Genomic DNA, 22,437 nt, shown 5'->3' with positions numbered 1-22,437 from the left:
TCTGCCTAATTCGCACCTTAAAAAATGAGGTTAAAAAATGTTTGATGAAAAATATAAATTCACTTGTGTTGACCGGTTTCTGAAGTATGTAAAATATGATACTCAGTCAGATGAAGAATCAACAAGTTTTCCGAGTACTGAAAAACAAAAAATATTATCACAGGTTTTAGCCGATGAATTAAAATCACTCGGACTGAAAGATGCGCACATGGACGAGTGGGGTTATGTAATGGCAACACTTCCATCCAACACAACAAAAAAAGTTGACCCTGTTGCATTCATCGCACACGTTGATACTTCTCCCGCAGTAACCGGGTTGAATGTTAATCCAGTAATCAGAAAAAATTATCAGGGCGGTGATATAAAACTTGAGAACGGTGGTTGGGTAATAAAAGAAAGTGAAAATCCTGATTTGAAATACATGAAGGGCTTTGACATTATAACAACAGACGGTTCCACACTGCTCGGTGCCGATAACAAAGCCGGTGTGGCGGAAATAATGGATGCTGTAAATTATCTGCTGACACATCCCGAAGTAAAACATGGTGATATAAAAATCTGTTTTACTCCTGATGAAGAAGTGGGAAGAGGAACAGAAAAAATCGATCTTAAAAAACTTGGTGCTAAGTATGCATATACAGTTGATGGTTCGAGCCGCGGCGAAATTGAAACTGAAACTTTCTCCGCTGATGCTGTTGTTATAAAATTCCTCGGTAAAAATATTCATCCCGGTTACGCAAAAGGGATAATGATAAACTCAATTAAAATTGCTGCTGCATTTATTGAGAAGCTGCCGAAAGATACTCTGTCACCCGAAACTACAGAAAAGAGAGAAGGGTATGTTCACTGCACAACCATTAATGGTAACGAAGAAGTTACAACTATGAAATTTATTATCCGTGATTTCATTACTGCTAAACTAAAAGAGTATGAAGATTTTTTGAAAAAACTTGCAGAAGAAACTGTAGCAAAATATCCCGGAGCAAAATTGGAATTCCAGGTTATCGAGCAATACAGGAATATGAAAGAAGTACTCGACAATTATCCAAATGTAACAAACCACGCAGTGGAAGCACTCAACAGGTTAAACATAAAGCCGATCATGCATCCTATACGCGGCGGTACTGATGGCTCACGTTTGTGTTTTATGGGATTACCAACACCAAATATTTTTGCTGGCGAACATAGCTTCCACTCACAGCTTGAGTGGGTAGCAATTCAGGATATGGAAATGGCTGTGAAGATGATTGTAGAAGTAGCAAAAGTGTGGGAAGAGAAGGCGTAAGAGTTTAATAGCACGCAGATGACACCGATTAAACTGATCTGCGCTGATCAGGATAATCTGTGTTGTCTGTGTTCCATTGGAATGTTGATTCGATGAATAAACAGTTTAAAAACCAGAGTCTCTACAAACCAGAGTTGATGGCTCCTGCCGGTGATTGGACAATGCTCAACGCCGCTATTAATGCTGGTGCTGATGCTGTATACTTTGGTCTGGATAAACTTAACATGCGGGCAAAGGCTGCAAACTTTACTATTGAAGAATTACCCGAGATAATTTCACTTTGTAAAAAAAAATCAGTTAAAACTTATCTTACTCTCAATACAATTGTATTTGAAGAAGAATTAAATGATCTTGATGAAATTATTATTGCGGCAAAAAAAAATCAGGTTGATAGAATTATCTGTTCAGATTTAGCAGTAGCTGATATTTGTTCAAGACATAATTTTCCCTTTTGTATTTCGACCCAGAGTTCAATTTCAAATTCATTAGCAGCGGATATTTATAAAAAACTCGGCGCGGTAAGAATTGTTCTGGCAAGAGAATGTTCCCTTAAAGAAATAAAGAGGATTCGTACCAAAACTGATCTGGAAATTGAAGCTTTTGTTCACGGGGCTATGTGTATTGCGGTCAGTGGCAGATGTTTTATGAGTCACCACCTGTTCGGCAAAAGCGCAAACCGGGGAGAATGTATTCAACCATGCAGACGCGAGTATGAAGTTTATGATGCTGCCATCAAAAAATCGATGATAGTCGGTGAAGATTATATTATGTCGCCCAAAGATCTTTGTACAATTGAATTTATTGATAAACTTATTGAAGCCGGAATAAACTCATTCAAAATTGAAGGAAGAAAACGAAGTCCGGAATACGTCGCGACAACAGTAAGTGTTTACAGGAATGCGATTGATGACTACTTCAATGGTTCACTGAACGATGAAAAGAAAAAAAATTATTTAGGGAAGCTTGAAACAGTTTTTAACAGGGGGTTTTCATCGGGCTTTTATTTTGGGATACCAAGCTCGGAAGAATATGCGGATATTTACGGAAGCAAAGCAGCCACCCGCAAGGTGTATACGGGAAGAGTTATAAACTATTACAAAAAAAACAAAGTAGTATATATATCAATTGAATCAGGTGCAGTTTATACAGGTGATGATATTTTGATTATTGGTCCTACTACAGGTGTAGTGGAAGTAAAACCCGATATAATTTTGAATGAAGATAAAAATGTCTCATCTGCATCTAAGGGGGAAAGAGTAACTTTCCCATGTTCTGTTTTAGTTCGTCCTCACGATAATGTTTATGTTGTTCGCCAGGCAACAGACGAAGATTAAACATACATCATAATTTTCCACAATGTTTCAAGGAACTTTTTAAACATAAAAATGTTTTATAATAAAAATCAGGAGGTTAGATAATGAAATGTCCGGTTTGTGAAGTTGAACTTACAATGTCAGAAAGACAGGGAATTGAAATCGATTATTGCCCAAAGTGCAGAGGTATTTGGCTGGACAGGGGCGAACTCGATAAAATAATTGAACGATCTGTCTCATATGATGAAGACTTAAATAAACAGCAAAGTTTCCATAATGATAAAGACGATGACTTCTACAAAAAGCAGAGATATGAGAACGATCAATATTATAAAAAGAATAAACGCAGATCTTTTTTGGGTGACATATTTGATTTTTAATCCATGCCATTAAGTGACATAATACTCTTTTTCATAGCTGGTGTAGTGCTGCTGTTTGTTGGTGCTGAGGGATTGATCCGCGGTAGTTCAAATCTTGCAATTAAAATCGGAATTAAACCATTAGTTGTTGGTCTGACTGTGGTTGCCTTTGGAACCAGTACGCCTGAATTAGTAGTTAGCTTAAAAGCAGCTTTGATTGGTAACGGCTCAATTTCACTTGGAAATGTTGTCGGTTCAAACATAGCTAATATTGCTTTAATACTCGGAGTGGCTGCACTCATTAAACCTTTGGATGTTCATACAAGTGTTATCCTAAGAGAAATTCCAGTTATGATTGGAATAAGTTTAGTGCTGATGCTGCTTTTACTTGATGGTGAATTAGGTTTTACAGATGGGTTAATTTTTGTGATTGGATTATTGGTTTATGTTTTTGTTAATGTGATAATGGCTCTCAAAGAAAAAAATGCGGAAGTAAATTCTGAATTCAATGAAGGTTTAAAAAGCAAACTAGGAATTTCTGTCTCAATACTTTTTATGATAGGCGGGTTGGGCTTATTAATAGTTGGCGCAGATTTATTTGTTCGGAGCGCGGTTGCAATCGCAAAGAAATTTGACGTAAGTGACGCTGTAATAGGATTGACAATAGTTGCAGTCGGCACCAGCCTGCCTGAATTAATTACTTCGATTGTAGCATCATATAAAAAGGAAGCAGATATAGCAATCGGGAATGTTGTTGGCTCTAATGTTTTTAATATTCTGGGAATACTGGGCATCACTGCACTAATAGTTCCAATAAGTTCAGCTGGAATCAGTTATCTGGATTTAGGAATGATGTTATTTACTGCAATTCTTTTACTTCCGCTGAGTAAAAGTGGATTTTCCATCACGCGTCTTGAAGGTGGTTTCTTATTAGCGGGTTATTTGTTTTATATTTATTATTTGCTTCCTTAAGAAGAATTCAAATTTTCTATAGGATGGCTTTACAATCTCCTTCAAAATATTTTATAAGATTAATTCCTTTCTATGCTTCAAATATAAATTGACGGAATCATTAATTATGCGGTAAGCTTCTTCTTTCCCCAAAAACTCATCGACTATTACGTGTTTATGCTCAAGCTTTTTGTAGTCTTCAAAAAATCTTCTAAGTTCAACAATAGTATGCGGCGGAAGTTCTGATATATCATTTATATAATTGACTGCCATATCATTTTTAGCAACTGCGATTATCTTATCATCCTCTTCATCATCATCGACCATTCTCATAACGCCGATAACTTTTGATTCAATAAGGCATAATGGATCAACATCAATCGAACAGATTACAAGTATATCGAGCGGATCTTTATCGTCACAATAGGTCTGTGGAATGAATCCATAGTTAGCCGGATAATGAACCGATGAATAAAGAACGCGGTCTAATTTTAACAGACCGCTTTCCTTATCAAGTTCATATTTCCCTTTTGAACCCTTTGGAATTTCAATTATTGAATTAACAATCTCGGGAATATTTTTCCCCGGACTTACACTGTGCCATGGATTAAAATTTGTCATCATACTTTGTCTAAATAAAAATGAATTGAACAATAATAAAAATCGGCAGAAGAATTATCAGTGAAAACTTAAACATATAACTGAAGAAGTCAGGCATCTTAATATTATTTTCTTCTGCAACAGCTTTAACCATAAAGTTTGGTCCGTTGCCGATGTAAGTCATACTACCGAAAAATACTGCCGCGGTACAGATTGCTTTAAGTAATACTTCTGGAATTCCCGCAATCATTTCAGGGGATGTAACTCCTAATCCCATAGCTAGTGAATGGAACGTTACTGCAGTAGGAGTATTATCAAGGAAACTACTTAGCAATCCCGTGTAATAATAAAACTGTTGTGGTGAGGTTACCCCGAGTGTTTTTGCGTTAGCTTCAAGATATAAAAGACATGGAACCATTGTGATAAAAATTCCAAGGAAAAGATATGCGACTTCTTCAATTGGTCCCCAGGTAAAATTATTTGAAGTGCGAACAAGTTTTGTTGTAAACTGCAATGAACAAACCGCCATAAGTACTATCGCAATTTCCCTGATGAATTTGTAGTAGTGGCTTTCATGAATCAAACCAATGTATTGTTCATTTAAGAAGGCAACTGCAAGTACAACTCCAACAAGCCAGATAAAATTTAATTTCCCTTCTATCTTAATTGGTCTTACGTTTTTCACGTCACGTTGAATTGCTGATTCCGGTTCTTTCTTGTAATAGAAACTATCAACTATGAAGTAAACAATTAACAAAATCAAATTTGTAATCAGCCATTCAGGAAATAGTTTTAAGAACCATGTAAAATCCGCACCGCGTAAGTACATCATAAACAACGGCGGGTCGCCGAGTGGTGTTAAAAGTCCGCCGCAGTTTGCAACTATTCCAATGAAAAATAATATCGTATGGACTTTAAATGTTCGCTGCCTGTTGGTTTGTATAACGGGTCTTATCAAAAGCATTGCCGCACCGGTTGTTCCCATTATTGATGCAAGTACAGCGCCGATACCAAGGAACAAGGTATTTATCGTTGGCTTGGCTTCAATATCTCCGGTAAGATAAATTCCTCCTGTAATTGTAAACAAAGCACCAAGAAGAATAAGGAATGGAACATAGTCAAAAACTATTGTTTCAATTAATCGTTCTGTTAATCCGTTTGCAAGAAGATAAATAATAACCGGTATGCTGAGTATTATTGCGATGATAAGTTTGTTTTTATTTTTTTCCCAGAAGTGATTCATAAAAAGTGGTAAAGCAGCAATTGATCCAAGCATAAGAACAAAAGGTAAGAGACTGAGAAGATGTACCTCGTGAGTTGTTGTTTCCATATAAAGTCCGAATATTTAAAGTAATAGTTTACATTTTATCCGCACTGCTTATCCCCTTAGTGCTTATGAAGACTAACAGTCTGAATAATTAAGCAACAAAATTTTTGCTCAACAAACTTATTGAAAAAAGAATTCAAAAAACTCATGGGATATAAGAAATTATTATTAATTCTTTAACATGATCTGCCTGTGTTAACTTTGAATAACTTCTTCAAATATGTATTTTTAGCCACATTTTTCAACATAATATTCACTTAATCATTTTACACATAATATGAGATTCAGTAAAACGTTCATTCCAACTTTAAAAGAAGTTCCAAACGATGCAGTGGTTATAAGTCACATACTTATGTTAAGATCAGGTATGGTAAGAATGCTGGCTGCAGGTATCTATTCATTTCTTCCGCTAGGATATAAAGTCATAAAAAAAATTACGGAAATAATCCGACAGGAAATGGATAATATCGGCGGACAGGAATTTCACTTCCCAGCATTAAACCCAACAGAGATTTGGGAAGAAACAAACCGTGTGGCTGCATTCGGCGATACAATGTTTCATGTAAAAAACAGGGAATACATTCTTGCGCCGACACACGAAGAGATAGTAACATATCACGCAAGGAATGTAGTAAAGTCTTATAAAGATATGCCGCAGATATGGTACCAGATTCAAACAAAATTCAGGAATGAACCAAGACCAAGAAGCGGCGTCATTCGCGGACGTCAATTTTTAATGAAGGACGCTTATTCACTTGATACATCGTGGGAAGGGCTTGATAAATCATATAATCTGCATGACCAGGCATACAGAAAAATATTTGACAGGTGCGGATTAAAATATTTTGTTGTTGGTGCATCAAGCGGTGCAATGGGTGGAACAGGCTCAGAAGAATTTATGGTAAAGTCACAGGCTGGTGAAGATACTGTAGCTTATTGTGAAGCATGTGGTTATGCAGCGAATGTTGAAGTTGCAGTTTCAAAAGTAAAACCAAAAGAAAGAGACACCGAAAGCAAACAGCTTTATGAAATTTCAACACCTGATGTAAAAAGTATAGATGAACTTTGTGAGTTTTTAAAGATAGATGAAACACAATGTGCAAAGTCAAGAGTGTATATACTAGATAATCAACCGGTATTAATTTTAATGCTCGGCAATGATGAAGTAAATGAAACCAAGCTGAATAAAATTCTTGGCGGTGAAGCAAGACCCGGGCATCCCGAAGAGTTAAAAGAAATTACCGGAGCGGATGCCGGTTCTATAGGACCAATTGGTTTCAAGGGAAAAATAATCGCTGACCTGAGATTAAAAGATGCAAACAATCTTTTCAGCGGCGCAAATAAAAATGATTATCACATTGGTGGAATAGATTTAGTACGGGATGTAAAAACAATTGAGTACGCTGATCTGAGAATTGTAAAAGCAGGCGAAGGCTGTACACAATGTGAAAGTAATCTTGATGTTTTTCCCGCCATTGAGCTTGGGCACATTTTCAAGCTTGGTACAAAATACTCAGATGCTATGGGTGCTAAATTCCTTGATGAAAAAGGTGAAGAACATCCTATCATTATGGGAAGCTACGGCATCGGTGCTGAGCGTGTTATGGCTTGTTACATCGAGCAGCACAATGATGAAAAAGGAATTATCTGGGATAAAACTCTTGCCCCATTTCATGTTCATCTTTTAGGACTCAACATGAAAAAAGATGAAATTGTAAAAACCTGTGAAAAGATTTATAAGAATCTTGAACTGAACAGTGTTGAAGTTCTCTTTGATGACAGGAATGACGCACAGGCTGGTGTAAAGTTTAACGATGCTGATCTTCTTGGTCTGCCTATTCAGGTAATAGTGGGAGAAAAGAAACTCAAAGAAAATAAAGTTGAAGTGAAAGTGAGAAAATCCGGTGAACGATTTGATGTTAGTCTTGATGAACTGATACAAAAGATAACCGACTTATTGATTGAAGTTTGATTAAGACTATTATTTTCGATTTATCAGAAGTTCTTATAAAAGGCATTATTGGTATTGGTGAAAAACTAACTCCTCATATCGATCAACCTGCTGACATAATTGATAAAGCATTCTGGGGACCGAATCTTAGGGAACTTTTTATCAAGAATATTTCTGAAGATAAATACCTTGATAATATCATAACTCTCAATAATTGGAACATTTCAAAACCAATTATCAAAGAGATCATAAGAAATAATTTTCATTTCACTTATGATGAAAATATTTCTCTCCTTAAAGAACTAAGCACTAAATATCCTGTTTATCTTTTATCAGATCACGGCATTGAATGGATTGAATATATTCATTCACAATATAACTTCTTCTCTGTTTTTCAAAAACAGTTTTATTCTTATGAATATGGTTCAACAAAAAAAGAAGAAATAACTTTTCAACACTTTCTAAACTCTACTGGGCTAAAAGCAGAAGAGTGTTTGTTCATCGATGACAATTTCAAAAATGTTGAAACAGCAAAACGGGTTGGAATAATTGCCGTGCAATTCAAAGACGGAGATGATTTGGAGAAAAATATTTTTCAAATTATCTCTCAAATCGAATAAATATCCTCTCCCCACAATCACCACTAAATATGAATTTGGCCCGCTTGGGTATAAAATTAAAATATTACTTGCATTTATACCTATTCGGGTATATTTTTGAGCAAGAAAATAATTATTACACCCGTACAGGTATATAAATGAATCAACTTTCAAAATTTGTAAAAGAAAAAAGGAAAAAACTAAAGTTCACACAAACTCAACTTGCAGAACGAGCCGGGGTAGGATTAAGATTTATTCGTGAACTTGAACAGGGGAAAAAGACGCTTCAAATGGATAAAGTGAACCAGGTTTTGTTTTTATTTGGACATGAGCTTGGACCTATCAGGAAAAATTATGAAGGTGATGAATGAAAAAAGGAAAAGTTTTTTATAAAGATTTTTTTGCCGGAATAATTCAGGAGGATGAGAACGGATATTCGTTTAGTTATGATAAAGAATATCTAAACTTAACTTCATCAAAGGCAATTAGTTTTTCTTTACCACTACGCGAAGAAACTTATAACAGTAAAACGATGTTCCCTTTTTTTGATGGATTAATTCCAGAAGGCTGGCTGCTTGATATAGCTGAGAGCAATTGGAAGATAAATCCAAGAGACAGAATGAGTTTACTCCTGGCATTTTGTAAAGATTGTATAGGTGCTGTCAGTGTTATCCCTTTCGAGGTTGGGGATGAATGATATGAACAAAAAATGTCTGTTCTGTTACATGCCGCTAAAAACCGAAGAGATAGATTTTCATTTACAATGTAGTAAGTATTTTTTTGGAGTAGATACTCCGCCGCAATTGGATTTTTCCTTAGATGAAATTGAAAACCTTGCATTAAAAGTATTAGGCAGACAGAATTCTGTAACGGGTGTGCAACCTAAACTTTCACTTGAATTATCGAAAGAAAAAAAAGGAAATAACAGATTGACAATTGTCGGACTTTGGGGGAACTATATTTTCAAACCGCCTTATAATCGGTTCCCTGATATGCCCGAGAATGAAGATTTAACAATGCATCTTGCGGCTTTGTTTGGAATTAAAACAGCACACCATTCTTTAATTCGCATGAAGTCAGGCGAACTTGGTTATATCACAAAAAGATTTGACAGACGTAAATCAGTGAAACTGCATCTTGAAGATATGGCTCAAATAACTGAAGTATTAACTGAGCGAAAATATTCAGGCTCAATGGAAAAAATTGGTAAAGCTATTCTGAAGTATTCTGACTTTGCCGGAAATGATGTGATAAGATTTTTTGAACTCACACTTTTTTGTTTTGTAACAGGTAATTCAGATATGCATTTGAAAAACTTTTCCTTACTAAGAAATGAAGATGGAGAAACAGAATTTTCTCCTGCGTATGATTTGCTGGCTGTAAAACTATTAATGCCTAAGGATAAAGAAGAGCTCGCATTAACTTTAAATGGTAAAAAAAATAATCTAAGAAGAAAAGATTTTGAAAAATTTGCAGATAATCTTGGTATTGTAGAAAAGGTCAGAGATAATACTTTTTCGAAATTATTTAAGACTCAAAAAAAATTCGATGATGTTATCGACATAAGTTTCCTGAAGGATGAAATGAAAGATGATTACAAATCTCTTATTTCAGATAGACTGTCAATACTTCAATAACGATTTAACTTCTATCTCAAACCGGCATTAGTTATTTTTGAATAAGAGAATAAAAAACTTTCTCAGCGTAAAAAGAGGAGAGGATTATGGATAAACTTTTATTGCTCGGCGCTGAAGCCATAGCACAGGGGGCAATCGACGGGGGAATGTCAGGCATCTATGCTTACCCGGGAACACCTTCAACTGAAATTACAGAATATGTTCAACACAGCAGTTTTGCGGATGAAAGAAAAATTCACAGCCAATGGTCTGCAAATGAAAAGACTGCAATGGAAGCCGCACTTGGGATGAGTTATGCAGGTAAACGCACAATGGTTTGTATGAAACATGTCGGTTTAAATGTTGCCGCTGATGCTTTTATCAACTCGGCAATAACAGGAGTAAACGGCGGACTAATTGTCGCGGTTGCAGACGACCCTTCAATGCATTCATCACAGAATGAACAGGATTCACGCTTCTTTGGTAAGTTTGCAATGATACCTATTCTTGAGCCATCCAATCAGCAGGAATGTTATGATATGGCTTACGAAGGTTTTGAACTTTCTGAAAAATATAAAATTCCTGTTATGATAAGATTGACAACCCGTCTTTCACATTCCCGTTCTGGTGTTGAAACAAGACCGGTTAAAGATCAGAATAAATTAACATACCCTCAGGACCCTATTCAGTTTGTATTGCTGCCATCAAATGCCCGAAAAAGGTATAAAGGATTGTTATCTGTTCAGTCAATGTTGGAACAGGAATCTGAACGATCTAACTACAATGCCTATTACCCCGGGCGCGATAAATCACTTGGCATAATTGCATGCGGAATTGCATATAACTATCTCAAAGAAAATTATCCTGACAGAAAACCACGTAACCCTGTTCTTCAACTTAGTCAGTATCCGCTTCCTTTTTCTAAAGTAGAAAAGATTGTGAATGAATGTGAACGTGTCCTGGTTCTTGAAGATGGTTACCCGCTTGTTGAGGAAATGTTAAAAGGATTTTTACCAAAGGATAACAAGATCAGTGGAAGACTGGATGGAACTATTCCGAGAGATGGTGAATTAAATCCCGACATAGTTGCAAAGGCTTTAGGTATGCCGGTTAAAACAGGAATGAAAGTTCCATCTATTGTTGCAAACAGACCACCGGAACTTTGCGCCGGATGCAGTCATAGAGACATTTATTCAGCGCTAAATGAAACGATGAAAGACTTCGGCAAGCAAAAAGTTTTTTCTGATATTGGATGTTATACACTAGGCGCACTTCCGCCATGGAATTCAATTAATTCATGTGTTGATATGGGTGCATCAATTACAATGGCTAAAGGTGCTGCTGATGCGGGCGTTCGTCCATCTGTTGCAGTTATAGGTGATTCAACCTTTACACACAGCGGTATGACTGCACTGCTTGATGCCGTAATCGAAAACACTCCTATGACTGTTATTATCTCTGATAATTCCACAACCGGAATGACCGGGGGACAGGCATCACACGCAACAGGAAGACTTGAAGAAATATGTATAGGGCTTGGTGTAAAACCTGAGCACGTAAGAACGCTTACTCCTTTGCCAAAACATCATGATGAAATGGTAAAAGTGCTAAGAGAAGAAATGCTCTATGATGGTGTATCTGTTATTATTCCGCGAAGAGAATGTATTCAGACTGTTAGCAGAAGTAAGAAAGAGAATAAGATAAAAGTAGAAGAGACTGTTAAATAATTCATATATTTCTTAAAGTATAGATCCTGAACCAGGTTCAGGATGACATTCGAAGTTATTACAGGACTTAATATGAAATCAGACATAATACTATCGGGGGTTGGCGGACAAGGGATACTTTCAATTGCGGCAACAATAGGAATGGCTGCACTTGAAAATCAACTATATCTAAAACAAGCTGAAGTTCACGGTATGAGTCAGCGCGGCGGTGCTGTACAATCACATCTTAGAATTTCTGAAAAAGAAATTGCGAGTGACTTAATTCCCGAGGGAAGAGCAGATATAATAATTTCTGTTGAACCGATGGAATCACTTCGCTACCTGCCATGGCTTTCGGAGAATGGATGGCTTGTAACGAATACAACTCCATTCATAAATATTCCTGACTATCCTGAAATGAAAGACATACTTGCAGAAATTGAAAAGCTTCCTCAGCATATTGCAATAAATGCAGATGAAATTGCAAGACACGTAAAATCGCCCCGTTCATCGAACATTGTAATGCTTGGCGCTGCTTCTCCGTTTATTGATATTCCTTATGAATCACTTGAAATCGGAATACAAAAAATATTCGGAAGAAAAGGTGAGAAGGTTGTTCAGTTAAATATCGATGCTTTGAAGGCAGGAAGAGAATTTGCTCTGGAACATAAGGGAGTTTCTTGATCAAAAAATAATTTTTTCAACAAAAACTTTGTGCTCTTTGTGGTTAAATATTGTCACCACAAAGAGCACTAAAAACAACTTATTCCGTATCCGGTTTACCTCTCAACGAATCCCATATCATATAAGCACAAAGTAAAGCGAACATAATTAAACCGATAAGTTCTGCTGAATGTGATTCAACCCAAACAGGGTCAACCCAGTTATAATCCAGGTAACGCAAGAATGCACTGAGTACACCCATCAACGCACCACCGGCAATAAATCCTGAAGCTATTAATGTTCCTCGTTCTCTTCTTGCATTATTTACTTTTTCATCTTTGCTTCTAGTCGAAACGAAGTGCGCTATCAATCCACCAACTAATAAAGGAGTGTTAAGTTCAAGAGGAATATACATACCAAGTGCGAAGGCGAGAGCAGGGACTTTTATCATTGTTAATACAAGAGCCAGGATTGCACCGACGATGTATAATGCCCAGGGTGCCGGCTGCTGGTCCATCAATGGTTGTATAACTGCTGCCATTGCATTTGCCTGCGGTGCAACAAGCGCTCCTTCACCAGTGAAACCATAAGTTTCATTTAAAATCATTATAACAAAACCAACGGTTGCTGCAGAAACAAGCACACCAAGAAATTTCCATTGTTCCTGGTGTTTGGGAGTTGAACCAAGCCAGTAACCAACTTTTAGGTCAGTAATAAATCCGCCAGCCATTGATAATGCTGTACAAACAACACCGCCTATTATTAATGCGGCAATCATTCCTTCTTCACCTTTTAATCCAACAGATGTTAAAATTATAGATGATAAAATTAATGTCATCAATGTCATACCGCTCACTGGGTTTGTACCGACAATAGCGATTGCGTTTGCTGCGACTGTTGTAAACAAAAATGAAATGATAAGTACGATTAATAAACCGGTAATAGCCCAGCCAAGATTATCAACAACACCAAGATGGAAGAATACAAATAATAAAATAGCGCTAACGATAATGCCAATCATTATCACTTTCATTGATACATCTTTTTGCGTGCGAATGCCGCCTTCCAATCCGGTTTTCTTTTCAAAAATTTCTTTAAAGCCCAATGACAAAGCAGATTTAATAATTTTTGATGAACGGATAATTCCGATTATTCCTGCCATGGCAATACCGCCGATACCAACATGACGTACATACTGCCTGAAAATTTCTTCGGCACTCATTGCTGAGATTATTTTTGTCGCACCTGTTCCAAATGGTTCTGTTAATCCTGCCCCGATATATGATACAACAGGCACAAGTAAATACCATGATAGGAATGAACCTGCGGCTATGATTGCCGAGTATTTTAAACCTACTATGTAACCAAGCCCCATTACAGCTGCGCCGACATTCAACCTGAAAACAAGTTTGAATTTGTCTGCAAGCATTTCACCGACACCAACAACACGTGTTGTGAAAGTTTCACTCCACCAACCAAATGTTGCAATTATAAAATCATAAACGCCGCCGATTAGTCCGCTTACAACAAGTACAAGAGCCTGCTTGCCGCCCTTTTCACCGGCGACTAAAATTTCTGTTGTAGCTGTTGCTTCAGGGAAAGGAAATTTTCCATGCATCTCTGAAACAAAATATTTTCTGAAGGGGATCAAAAATAATATTCCCAGTATTCCTCCGAATGCGGACGCAAGAAATATCTGGTAGAAGTGCACATTAAGGTTAAGTATATATAAAGCGGGAATTGTAAAGATCGCTCCTGCGACAATCAAACCCGAGCTTTGTCCGATAGATTGTATAATTATATTCTGACCAAGTGAGCCTTTTATCTTTAACAACGTTGAAACACCTACAGCAATTATTGCAATTGGTATAGCTGCTTCAAATACCTGTCCGATTTTTAATCCAAGATATGCAGCGGCGGCAGAAAATAATGATGCCATTAGTAAACCGAAAATAACGGAGTATGGTGTTATCTCGCGTGGTGTTTGTGCTGCTGGCATTATTGGAAGATATTCTTCACCCGGCTTTAATTCAGTGTACGCATTGGAAGGAAGCCCTGTTGAGCTTGCATTCGGGGTATGGTCATGACTCATACTTTATTCCTTCAGAAATTATTTTAGTTAAGTTGATTAATGTTTTCAGTTTCAGTTTTTTTCTGGTCAAGTTTATTGTAATCAAGTTCTGAACCAAACATGCTATGCGGGATAAGATAAACAACAAGCAGTAAAATTGATGCTGCAAAAGTCCAGCGTTCAGGTTTTTGTGATTTATACAAAGCAATAAACGCAATAACCCATCCTATCAAAGCGATAAGGGTTTTGTTATCTGTCAGATCAGTACCGAATGGGAAGCCCGTCCAGAAGGCTCCGAACGCATAGTATTGTGTTATTGGTCCGAGTATCATTCCGCCAATGATGAGGAAAAATAATGTGACGAATGTAAGTCGTTTTAATTTTGGCTGCGGATTAAAAAACTCCAAACCTGTTCTTGTTGATAACAACATTGTTCCGAACATCGCTATTATGTGTGGAATTAAAATGAACATCGGAACATCATCTTTAAATCTTATAACTATATGCTCGTCTTTTGGAATCTGAATTTCGTCTTCACCTTCACTTAGTTGAATGAAGTATTCTAACTTTCCCGCCGATGGCTGTTTGGGAAGCAATGCCTGAAGTTTACCTTCTTTGTATATCATATTTACTTCTGTAAACTCATCATTAGTCTTAAATCTTTTCCATAACAGCTTCCCGCCGATCATATTGTTGTTAAATTTTATTTCAACGGGACAATCAGATGAGGTGCTGTGGCTGCGCTCAAAGCGGTAATTGATTTCTTCATTACTAAAATTAATTTTACCGGAAAGAGGATAAGTAGGACCGGTAGTTCGCTGATAATAAACTCCGGCAAGCGTGATGACAACAGCAATAATCCAAAACAGAACAGTTCTTTTCATAAACTCCGGTATTATAAAAAAGCTTTTCAAACTTAATAAGAAAATGAGAGGAATACTATAAATAATAATACCCCAATAATGATTAATCATTTCACTATTTTTGAACTATGAATGGAAAACTTTATCTCGTATCAACACCGATTGGAAATTATGAGGACATTACTCTACGCGCACTTCGTGTTCTTAAAGAATGCGATTTTATAATTTGTGAAGAGTACAAAGAAGCGAGAAGATTTCTTTCTCACTACAAAATTGAAAATGAATTAATTTCACTTAACGAGCACAATGAAAAAGAAACCGCCGAAGAGATTATTCAAAAATTATCGGAGGGAAAATCCGCTGCATTAATTTCAGATTGCGGAACACCATTGTTCTCAGACCCCGGTCATTTACTTGTTGATTTATGTATTGGTTATAAAGTAGATGTCGTACCGGTTCCCGGTGCAAGTTCACTTCTTGCCGCACTTACAGGCTCGGGATTAGACTTCGAAAAATTTTACTATTACGGATGGCTTTCACCCAAAAAAGAAGAAAGACGAAACCAGTTATTCCATTTGAAAAAAAGAAACGAAACAATTGTGCTTATGGAAACTCCCTACAGGTTAAAGCAATTGCTTTCTGATATGGTTAAGATCATTGGCACAGGCACACATTGCGTGCTTGCATTCGAATTAACAAAACCAAATGAAAAGTTTTACCGCGGAACGGCAGAACAAATATTGAGTATTGCTGAGAAAGAAAACCTTAAAGGTGAATTTGTTTTGATATTAGATCGTAAATAAAGTATGCGTTGTATATTTTTTTATGTTAAATTTGATATAAGCGAGTAATAAAAACTTAATATTTAATTCTTTATGCAAAGTGATCTAAAAAATATTTTAGCAGAGGTGAAACCTGTATTACAAAGACTTTATGGTACTGAGTTAGCTGAAGTTGTACTTTACGGTTCTTATGCTCGTGGTGACCAGAATGAAAATTCAGACATAGATTTATTAATTGTTCTAAAATCTTTACAATCTGCCGGGCGTGAAATTGACCGAATGGTAGATGTAATTTATGACATCAATTTGAAATACAACACATTGATTTCGATAATTCCGGTTTCTTATCAGGATTACATAAAAATTCAAAGTCCACTTTTATGTAATATAAGAAAGGAAGGAAAAAAAGTTGCGTGAGATTGATTCACTTCTGAAGAGAGCAGACCGATTTTTAATATCCTCACAAATGTTAATCAAAGATGGTGATTTTGAATCATCCGTATCGCGATCATATTATGCAATGTTTTTTTGTGCACAAGCATTATTACTTTCCAAAGGCTTAAGCTATTCTTCACATAAAATGACTATTTTAGCATTCGGCGAAAATTTTGTGAAAACGGAAATCTTCTCAAAAGATATGGGCAAGGATTTTAACAAAGCGTTTGACAGGAGACAATTGAGTGATTACAATTTTGAATTTATTATCAGCAAAGAAGAAGCTGAGGAACTACTAGATTCAGCAAAATATTTCATTCAAACTATTAGTGATTATTTGAGAATGAAAAATTAAAATAACTAACCTAATATTTTCGAAACATCATGCCTCCCAAACTCTGTCCCAAAATTATTCTTGAAGGTACACGCCTGACATTTAAAACTGAAATTGCTTTTGAACTGAATGAACACCCGCGGATTGTTGGTCCCAGAAAATATAGATATCATTCCCCAATTATTTCTGCTGAGTGGTGCGCGTTCACGAATTTTCCCTGGGGAAGAGGATTGATTAATTTTAATCCTGCTGAAGAAGCATTAGCAATGGAGACATATCACACATGGCTTCGTTTATTTGAACTGCAAAAATATTATTCGTGGATTGTTGACAGGTTTCACATTTCAACCAAAGCTCATCAGCTTCAGTATCACAAAAAAGAATATGACTTCAGGTGGATTGAAGAGAGATTGTTAGCGTTGGGATTTCATCTTGTATTCTGCAACAGAACTCCTGAATCATTCGCATCGGCAAGAGAAGAGCGTTTAAAAGTATCGGGTAAACCGGAACAATATGATAATCTTTCTTTCTTTGCAGAAGAACAAAAATTAATGAAACGGCTTGTTGATGAAAGTATTCTTCCGGTTTTAGAAGTTGATGTTTCAGATAACAACATTTCCAACGCAGTTGAAAAAATCGCCGACTGGCTTGAACAAACCGGCGGCTTGTACGCAAAATAATTTAAGCTTTAATCAGCAGCGCAACATTTTCAATGTGATATGTGTGCGGGAACATATCAACAGGACACATCTTAACTAACTTATATCCTGCGGCAATAAAATCTTTTACATCCCTTGCCTGCGTAGCCGGGTTACAGCTAATGTATACAATTTTAAAAGGTGAAAGTGTTACGACATCACTTATAGTTGTTTTGTGCATTCCGCTTCTTGGCGGATCAATGATTACTGTTTCAGGAAGTTTAAGCTGGTATTCATTTATCAGTTTCAGAAAAGATTTATTCAGATCCGCCGTCTTACATTCAACATTATTTACGTTGTTAAGTTCAAGATTATGCTGCGCATCTTCAACTGCGGAACGAACAGTTTCAAATCCAACTACTTCTTTCACAAGTTTTGAAATAAAAATTGAAATTGTTCCCGCACCGGAATAGAGATCATACACAACTTCACGTCCGCTAAATTGTGCAAAGTCAACCGCTGTCTGATAAAGAACCTCGGCTTGCTTTGTGTTCGTCTGAAAAAATGAATTTGAACTTATACGGAATTTATAATTCCAGATCTTGTCATGAATTATCCCATCACCAATAAATACCTTTTCAAAATCGCCAACAGCAACAGCAGCTTTTTTAAGATTGATATTGTTTACAACGGTTGTAACCTGTTTAAATCTTCTTTCCAGTTCTTTTGAATAATCTCTTACAAGATCATCATCTTCATAAAATGTAACAAGGTTGACCATTACTTCCGGCAGGTGTTGTGATTGTCTTATAACAAGGTTGCGTAAAAATCCTGTGTGAGTTTTTGTATCGTACGCATCTTTTCCTGATTCAACAAAAAATTTTCTAGTGAAGTTTAATATCCTGTTGCTTAGTTCAGATTGAAGAAGACAATTTTCTACGTTGATTACTTTATCATATAGACCCGGCACATGCAGACCAAGCGCAAACGGGTCATTGTATTTTTGTTTGCTTTCTATTTCGGAAGGAGTAAGCCATCTTTTTTTAGTGAACGAAAACTCCATCTTATTCCGGTAGAAGAAAATATTTTCAGAAGGTTTGATTGGTTCGATTACAGGATCTTCAACTCCGCCTATTTTTTGAAAAACTTCTTTGACCTGCATTTGTTTATAACGGAGTTGTGTTTCGTAATTTATATCCTGCTGTTTGCAGCCGCCGCAATATTCAAAATAATTGCAGTCAGGTTTTATTCTGTCAGTCGATGGATTGATCACTTCAACGACTTTTGCTTCAGCATAATTTTTTTTGATGGCAGTAAGTTTTGCTTTTACTGTATCGCCGGGATAAGAGCCGTCAACAAACACAACATAGTTTGCTTCTTCATCTTCACGAAATTCATCTGGAAAGAACAAAGAACTTTTTATCCTTGCAATTCCTCTTCCTTCAAAAGCATAACTGCTGATGTTTAATTCGAATTCATCGCCTTTTTTTATATTCATTTCTAACCATTCTCAATGTTACTCAAAGCTGATTGATGAGTGATAAAATTTTAAATGTTTTCCTATCGTCAAACTTCAGTCCCACGGGGACGAGCATGCTCAGTCTGACAGTTGTAGTGATCTGTCGGTATCTATTTATAACTAATTATTTTTTTGAAGAATTAATAATTTCAACCCGATGTATTTATCAGCACCAAGATTTAAATAAGCATTTGATTCGTGACTCAGCTTATTCAGAAGTTTTTTGTAATAACTTTTTTCACTTTCGTTCAATGAACCGATATTCTGTTTCAATAAATCAATTGTGTTTTCATAAAAACTATTTAAAGATGAAGAAATATCTTCTTCATATTTAATATTGAAATTTTTCTCCGTATAAAAATTATCTATTTCCTTATGCAAAATGGGAATAATACCCGATGAATCAAAAATATCTTTTACAAAAGGCGGATACTTTGTTTGCAAGGTTGTTATTTCACTTACACAAAACGTTCCGTCAGGTTTTAAAATACGTTTAATCTCTTTCAGTATTTTATTTCTTTTTATAGTAGAGATTGAAGCCTGTGAATAAATCAAATCAAATTCACCTGGTGCGAAATCCGTATTTTCAAACTCCATTATTTTAATCTGTACTTTATTTGTCTTGCTGAGATTCAGTCTTGAGTTCAATAAAGAATCATAATCATCAACAATCATTTGAACAGATGCTGCACCCGATTCTAAAATTTTTTCGCATACGTGTTCGCTGCCTGAACCTATTACCAGAACGGATTTACCATCCAGAATGTATTTACTTTTGAGTATCCGGAATTGTCTGAATCCGCCGGGTAAAAATATTTGTGATGTATCATTCATAAAAATTTTTTCTGCTGATTGTAAAATTAGCATAAAAACTTATAAACACATTCAATTCTCTCTGTTTCTTCTTTGCCTTTCGCTGTTACTTAACTTATTTTTCATTAAGAAATAAGAACACATCGGAGAAAAAAATGATCAAAGCTCTAAATTCAAAACACAACTTATTTAAGATTTTCTTTCTGATTTTAATCTTTTCTTTTCTTACCACTGCCCAAACAAAACGTGCAATGACGGTTGATGATCTATGGTCAATGAAACGCATGGGATCTTATGATGTTTCACCTGATGGAAAGGTTATAGCGTTTACCGTTACTTCATTTAATTATGATCTGAATAAAGGCAACTCGGATATTTATTTAATTGATGCCGACGGAAATAATTTAAGACCATTAAAAAATTCAGATAGGAATGAAAGCGAACCCAAATTTTCTCCAGATAAAAAATTAATTGCTTTTGTTCGAGGCGGACAAATCTGGTCGTGCAATCTTGACGGTTCAAACGAAAAACAATTGACAAAGATTTATACCGGCGCTTCTGATTTTGAATGGTCAGCCGATGGTAAGAAAATGCTTTTCATTTCTTCTGTTTATCCTGAATGCACAACACAGGAGTGTAATGAACAGAAAGATAAAGCGTTTGGAGAAAGTAAAGTAAAAGCAGAGATATTTACAGAGCTTATGTACAGGCACTGGAATGACTGGCGCGGACATAAACGAAGTCACTTATTTTTACTTGATGTTGCAACCGGAAACTTTACTGACCTAATCGAAGGAAGTAATGAAGATGTTCCGCCTCCGGCACTGGGCTCATCAAATGATTTTAACTTTTCTCCTGATGGCAGTGAGATAGCTTATACTCACAACGCGGAATTTTCCAAAGCTACAAGTACTAATAATGAAATTTACCTCGCAAGTATAACTTCATTAAAAACTCCTAAACTCATTTCAAAAAGTAAAGGTGTTGACTGCCAGCCGGTTTATTCACCTGACGGGAAATGGATTGCCTGGACATCAATGAAAAGAGCAGGATTTGAGGCTGATAAAAAAGATATCATTCTGTTCAACAGGAAATCAGGCGAGACCACAAATCTTACTGAAGATGAAGATATGTCAGTCGATGAAATGATCTGGTCGCCGGATTCAAAAACAATTTATTTTACTTCAGGTAATCGCATATATAATTCAATTTATAAACTCGACATTGCAAATGAAGAAGTGTCGTTATTCCACGAACAAAATTACAATACGGCGGTTCAGCTTTCGAAAGATGGTAAAACACTTTACTTCTTAAAACAGCGTTCTGATTTGCCGAGTGAAATCTTTGCACTAAGCACTGATGGAAAAAATACATTACGACCAATTACATCCATTAATAAAGAACTTCTTTCACAACTTGAAATGAATTCAGTTGAAACATTCTGGAGTGTCGGGGCAAATGGTGATAAAGTAGAATCGATTTTAATTAAACCGCCGTTCTTCGATGAAACAAAAAAATACCCGATGATATTCTTAGTTCACGGTGGTCCGCAGGGTGCGTGGGAAGATAATTTTCATTACAGGTGGAACGTGCAGATGTTTGCAGCACAAGGTTATGTTGTAGTTGCGCCGAATCCGCGAGGCTCCACAGGTTATGGTCAGCAGTTTACAGATGAAATTTCCGGAGACTGGGGCGGCAAACCTTATGAAGATCTGATGTCTGCTTATGATTATGCTGTTAAAAATTTCAGTTTTATTAATAGTGAAAATACATTTGCCGCTGGCGCATCGTATGGCGGTTATATGATTAACTGGATTGCAGGACACACTGACAGGTTTAATGCATTAGTTTCTCACGCAGGAGTCTTCAACCTGGAAAGTATGTATGGAACTACCGAAGAGTCATGGTTCCCCGAATGGGAAAACGGCGGAACTCCCTGGCAGAACAGAGCACTGTATGAAAAATTTTCTCCGCATAGATATATTCACAATTGTAAAACACCAATGCTAGTTGTACATGGAGCATTTGATTTCAGGGTTCCGGAAGAACAGGCATTCCAGTTATTTACTTCTTTACAGAGATTAGGAATAGAAAGTAAATTCCTTTACTTCCCGGATGAAACACATTTCGTTTCAAAACCACAGAATGCTAAATTGTGGTGGACTACTATTTTTGATTGGTTCAAAAAACACACAAAAGGGTGATACAATGAAAGAAGAAATTGAAGATGATCTTAAGTTCGACGGACTTGAAAATCTTGATGAACTAGATTTCGGGCAGAAAGAAACTTCCGAAGAACAAATGGTTTTTGTTGAAGATAATCTCTGGACCAAATTACAGAGAGTGGGTAAAAAAATATCTTTCGCTAAAGATGTTCTTGCGCTCTTTAGTTATATGAAAGATCCGTTTGTCAGATGGCAAAGAAAAGCAATTGTTGTTGCCGGATTGATTTACTTTATTTCTCCTATAGATACAATTCCTGATATTGCTCCGTTAATCGGGTATCTTGATGACCTTGGCGTTATCACTGCTTTGCTGAAATATCTTGGCAGTGAACTGGTTCCTTACTATGAACCGGATTACAGATCATAATTTGATAACATAGTTCTTTC

At 36.3% G+C, this 22,437-nt stretch carries 23 protein-coding genes; 17 read left to right on the top strand and 6 right to left on the bottom strand.

Features of this window, described 5'->3' with window-relative positions:
* The first annotated feature begins 37 nt into the window (after window positions 1-37).
* From pepT to IPM56_15760, 4 genes are all read left to right on the top strand, one after another.
* Window positions 38-1,285, top strand: a complete 1,248-nt coding sequence (gene pepT, locus IPM56_15775; GenBank protein ID QQS35682.1) for a peptidase T — start codon at window positions 38-40, stop codon at window positions 1,283-1,285.
* A 92-nt stretch (window positions 1,286-1,377) separates the two neighbouring features.
* The gene (locus IPM56_15770) at window positions 1,378-2,619 is read left to right on the top strand and encodes a U32 family peptidase (GenBank protein ID QQS35681.1); all 1,242 of its coding nucleotides are present in this window, start codon (window positions 1,378-1,380) and stop codon (window positions 2,617-2,619) included.
* Window positions 2,620-2,702: 83 nt separating this feature from the next.
* Window positions 2,703-2,978 (top strand): zf-TFIIB domain-containing protein, encoded by a 276-nt coding sequence (locus IPM56_15765; GenBank protein ID QQS35680.1) that lies wholly within the window; start codon window positions 2,703-2,705, stop codon window positions 2,976-2,978.
* Between the two features lie 3 nt (window positions 2,979-2,981).
* Window positions 2,982-3,929: a calcium/sodium antiporter gene (locus IPM56_15760; protein ID QQS35679.1), complete on the top strand. Its 948-nt coding sequence runs from the start codon at window positions 2,982-2,984 to the stop codon at window positions 3,927-3,929.
* A 51-nt stretch (window positions 3,930-3,980) separates the two neighbouring features.
* On the opposite strand, the gene IPM56_15755 is transcribed toward IPM56_15760, so the two are convergent.
* Both IPM56_15755 and IPM56_15750 read right to left on the bottom strand, forming a co-directional pair.
* Entirely contained in the window at window positions 3,981-4,529 is a 549-nt protein-coding gene (locus IPM56_15755; protein ID QQS38336.1) for an inorganic diphosphatase, read from the bottom strand.
* Between the two features lie 10 nt (window positions 4,530-4,539).
* Complete coding sequence (locus IPM56_15750; GenBank protein ID QQS35678.1) at window positions 4,540-5,838, bottom strand: sodium:proton antiporter; 1,299 nt, start codon at window positions 5,836-5,838, stop codon at window positions 4,540-4,542.
* Between the two features lie 274 nt (window positions 5,839-6,112).
* On the opposite strand from IPM56_15750, the gene IPM56_15745 reads away from it, so the two are divergent.
* The 7 genes from IPM56_15745 (at window position 6,113) to IPM56_15715 (ending at window position 12,391) form a co-directional block, all read left to right on the top strand.
* Window positions 6,113-7,807, top strand: a complete 1,695-nt coding sequence (locus IPM56_15745; protein QQS35677.1) for a proline--tRNA ligase — start codon at window positions 6,113-6,115, stop codon at window positions 7,805-7,807.
* Complete coding sequence (locus tag IPM56_15740; GenBank protein QQS35676.1) at window positions 7,804-8,406, top strand: HAD-IA family hydrolase; 603 nt, start codon at window positions 7,804-7,806, stop codon at window positions 8,404-8,406. The genes IPM56_15745 and IPM56_15740 overlap by 4 nt, the downstream gene beginning before the upstream one ends.
* Window positions 8,407-8,543: 137 nt before the next feature.
* Window positions 8,544-8,756 (top strand): helix-turn-helix transcriptional regulator, encoded by a 213-nt coding sequence (locus IPM56_15735; GenBank protein ID QQS35675.1) that lies wholly within the window; start codon window positions 8,544-8,546, stop codon window positions 8,754-8,756.
* Entirely contained in the window at window positions 8,753-9,082 is a 330-nt protein-coding gene (locus IPM56_15730; protein ID QQS35674.1) for a HipA N-terminal domain-containing protein, read from the top strand. Before IPM56_15735 ends, IPM56_15730 begins: the two co-directional genes overlap by 4 nt.
* Before the next feature lies 1 nt (window position 9,083).
* On the top strand, window positions 9,084-10,022 hold the full coding sequence (locus IPM56_15725; protein ID QQS35673.1) for a HipA domain-containing protein: 939 nt from the start codon (window positions 9,084-9,086) through the stop codon (window positions 10,020-10,022).
* 86 nt (window positions 10,023-10,108) lie between these two features.
* Entirely contained in the window at window positions 10,109-11,728 is a 1,620-nt protein-coding gene (locus IPM56_15720) for an indolepyruvate ferredoxin oxidoreductase (protein ID QQS35672.1), read from the top strand.
* 72 nt (window positions 11,729-11,800) lie between these two features.
* On the top strand, window positions 11,801-12,391 hold the full coding sequence (locus IPM56_15715) for an indolepyruvate oxidoreductase subunit beta (protein QQS35671.1): 591 nt from the start codon (window positions 11,801-11,803) through the stop codon (window positions 12,389-12,391).
* Between the two features lie 79 nt (window positions 12,392-12,470).
* On the opposite strand, the gene IPM56_15710 is transcribed toward IPM56_15715, so the two are convergent.
* The gene (locus tag IPM56_15710) at window positions 12,471-14,462 is read right to left on the bottom strand and encodes an oligopeptide transporter, OPT family (protein QQS35670.1); all 1,992 of its coding nucleotides are present in this window, start codon (window positions 14,460-14,462) and stop codon (window positions 12,471-12,473) included.
* A 23-nt stretch (window positions 14,463-14,485) separates the two neighbouring features.
* Window positions 14,486-15,325, bottom strand: a complete 840-nt coding sequence (locus IPM56_15705; GenBank protein QQS35669.1) for a hypothetical protein — start codon at window positions 15,323-15,325, stop codon at window positions 14,486-14,488.
* 107 nt (window positions 15,326-15,432) lie between these two features.
* On the opposite strand from IPM56_15705, the gene rsmI reads away from it, so the two are divergent.
* From rsmI to IPM56_15685, 4 genes are all read left to right on the top strand, one after another.
* A complete protein-coding gene (gene rsmI, locus IPM56_15700) occupies window positions 15,433-16,107 on the top strand; it encodes a 16S rRNA (cytidine(1402)-2'-O)-methyltransferase (GenBank protein QQS35668.1) in 675 nt (224 codons plus the stop codon).
* 72 nt (window positions 16,108-16,179) lie between these two features.
* Window positions 16,180-16,503, top strand: a complete 324-nt coding sequence (locus tag IPM56_15695; GenBank protein QQS35667.1) for a nucleotidyltransferase domain-containing protein — start codon at window positions 16,180-16,182, stop codon at window positions 16,501-16,503.
* Window positions 16,496-16,876: a HEPN domain-containing protein gene (locus IPM56_15690; GenBank protein ID QQS35666.1), complete on the top strand. Its 381-nt coding sequence runs from the start codon at window positions 16,496-16,498 to the stop codon at window positions 16,874-16,876. Before IPM56_15695 ends, IPM56_15690 begins: the two co-directional genes overlap by 8 nt.
* A gap of 29 nt (window positions 16,877-16,905) precedes the next feature.
* Complete coding sequence (locus tag IPM56_15685) at window positions 16,906-17,535, top strand: hypothetical protein (protein ID QQS35665.1); 630 nt, start codon at window positions 16,906-16,908, stop codon at window positions 17,533-17,535.
* A gap of 1 nt (window position 17,536) precedes the next feature.
* On the opposite strand, the gene rlmD is transcribed toward IPM56_15685, so the two are convergent.
* Both rlmD and IPM56_15675 read right to left on the bottom strand, forming a co-directional pair.
* A complete protein-coding gene (gene rlmD / locus IPM56_15680; protein ID QQS35664.1) occupies window positions 17,537-18,991 on the bottom strand; it encodes a 23S rRNA (uracil(1939)-C(5))-methyltransferase RlmD in 1,455 nt (484 codons plus the stop codon).
* Window positions 18,992-19,132: 141 nt separating this feature from the next.
* The gene (locus IPM56_15675) at window positions 19,133-19,879 is read right to left on the bottom strand and encodes a methyltransferase domain-containing protein (GenBank protein QQS35663.1); all 747 of its coding nucleotides are present in this window, start codon (window positions 19,877-19,879) and stop codon (window positions 19,133-19,135) included.
* Between the two features lie 101 nt (window positions 19,880-19,980).
* Between IPM56_15675 and IPM56_15670 the strand changes: the two genes are divergently transcribed.
* Window positions 19,981-22,029, top strand: coding sequence for a S9 family peptidase (locus IPM56_15670; GenBank protein ID QQS35662.1), 2,049 nt, complete (start codon window positions 19,981-19,983; stop codon window positions 22,027-22,029).
* Entirely contained in the window at window positions 21,941-22,417 is a 477-nt protein-coding gene (locus IPM56_15665) for a DUF1232 domain-containing protein (GenBank protein ID QQS35661.1), read from the top strand. Before IPM56_15670 ends, IPM56_15665 begins: the two co-directional genes overlap by 89 nt.
* The last annotated feature ends 20 nt before the right edge of the window (window positions 22,418-22,437 follow it).

The sequence above is a fragment of the Ignavibacteriales bacterium genome (assembly GCA_016700155.1).
GTDB lineage: Bacteria > Bacteroidota > Ignavibacteria > Ignavibacteriales > Ignavibacteriaceae.
The sequence above is the reverse complement of the archived record's forward strand: the minus strand, read 5'-3'. Positions and strand labels throughout refer to the sequence as shown.

Excerpts from the sequence above, each read along its gene's own strand:
- pepT (QQS35682.1), top strand. The coding sequence starts at position 38 with ATGTTTGATGAAAAATATAAATTCACTTGTGTTGACCGGTTTCTGAAG.
- IPM56_15770 (QQS35681.1), top strand. The coding sequence starts at position 1,378 with ATGAATAAACAGTTTAAAAACCAGAGTCTCTACAAACCAGAGTTGATG.
- IPM56_15765 (QQS35680.1), top strand. The coding sequence starts at position 2,703 with ATGAAATGTCCGGTTTGTGAAGTTGAACTTACAATGTCAGAAAGACAG.
- IPM56_15760 (QQS35679.1), top strand. The coding sequence starts at position 2,982 with ATGCCATTAAGTGACATAATACTCTTTTTCATAGCTGGTGTAGTGCTG.
- IPM56_15755 (QQS38336.1), bottom strand. The coding sequence starts at position 4,529 with ATGACAAATTTTAATCCATGGCACAGTGTAAGTCCGGGGAAAAATATT.
- IPM56_15750 (QQS35678.1), bottom strand. The coding sequence starts at position 5,838 with ATGGAAACAACAACTCACGAGGTACATCTTCTCAGTCTCTTACCTTTT.
- IPM56_15745 (QQS35677.1), top strand. The coding sequence starts at position 6,113 with ATGAGATTCAGTAAAACGTTCATTCCAACTTTAAAAGAAGTTCCAAAC.
- IPM56_15735 (QQS35675.1), top strand. The coding sequence starts at position 8,544 with ATGAATCAACTTTCAAAATTTGTAAAAGAAAAAAGGAAAAAACTAAAG.
- IPM56_15730 (QQS35674.1), top strand. The coding sequence starts at position 8,753 with ATGAAAAAAGGAAAAGTTTTTTATAAAGATTTTTTTGCCGGAATAATT.
- IPM56_15725 (QQS35673.1), top strand. The coding sequence starts at position 9,084 with ATGAACAAAAAATGTCTGTTCTGTTACATGCCGCTAAAAACCGAAGAG.
- IPM56_15720 (QQS35672.1), top strand. The coding sequence starts at position 10,109 with ATGGATAAACTTTTATTGCTCGGCGCTGAAGCCATAGCACAGGGGGCA.
- IPM56_15715 (QQS35671.1), top strand. The coding sequence starts at position 11,801 with ATGAAATCAGACATAATACTATCGGGGGTTGGCGGACAAGGGATACTT.
- IPM56_15710 (QQS35670.1), bottom strand. The coding sequence starts at position 14,462 with ATGAGTCATGACCATACCCCGAATGCAAGCTCAACAGGGCTTCCTTCC.
- IPM56_15705 (QQS35669.1), bottom strand. The coding sequence starts at position 15,325 with ATGAAAAGAACTGTTCTGTTTTGGATTATTGCTGTTGTCATCACGCTT.
- rsmI (QQS35668.1), top strand. The coding sequence starts at position 15,433 with ATGAATGGAAAACTTTATCTCGTATCAACACCGATTGGAAATTATGAG.
- IPM56_15695 (QQS35667.1), top strand. The coding sequence starts at position 16,180 with ATGCAAAGTGATCTAAAAAATATTTTAGCAGAGGTGAAACCTGTATTA.
- IPM56_15685 (QQS35665.1), top strand. The coding sequence starts at position 16,906 with ATGCCTCCCAAACTCTGTCCCAAAATTATTCTTGAAGGTACACGCCTG.
- rlmD (QQS35664.1), bottom strand. The coding sequence starts at position 18,991 with ATGAATATAAAAAAAGGCGATGAATTCGAATTAAACATCAGCAGTTAT.
- IPM56_15675 (QQS35663.1), bottom strand. The coding sequence starts at position 19,879 with ATGCTAATTTTACAATCAGCAGAAAAAATTTTTATGAATGATACATCA.
- IPM56_15670 (QQS35662.1), top strand. The coding sequence starts at position 19,981 with ATGATCAAAGCTCTAAATTCAAAACACAACTTATTTAAGATTTTCTTT.
- IPM56_15665 (QQS35661.1), top strand. The coding sequence starts at position 21,941 with ATGAAACACATTTCGTTTCAAAACCACAGAATGCTAAATTGTGGTGGA.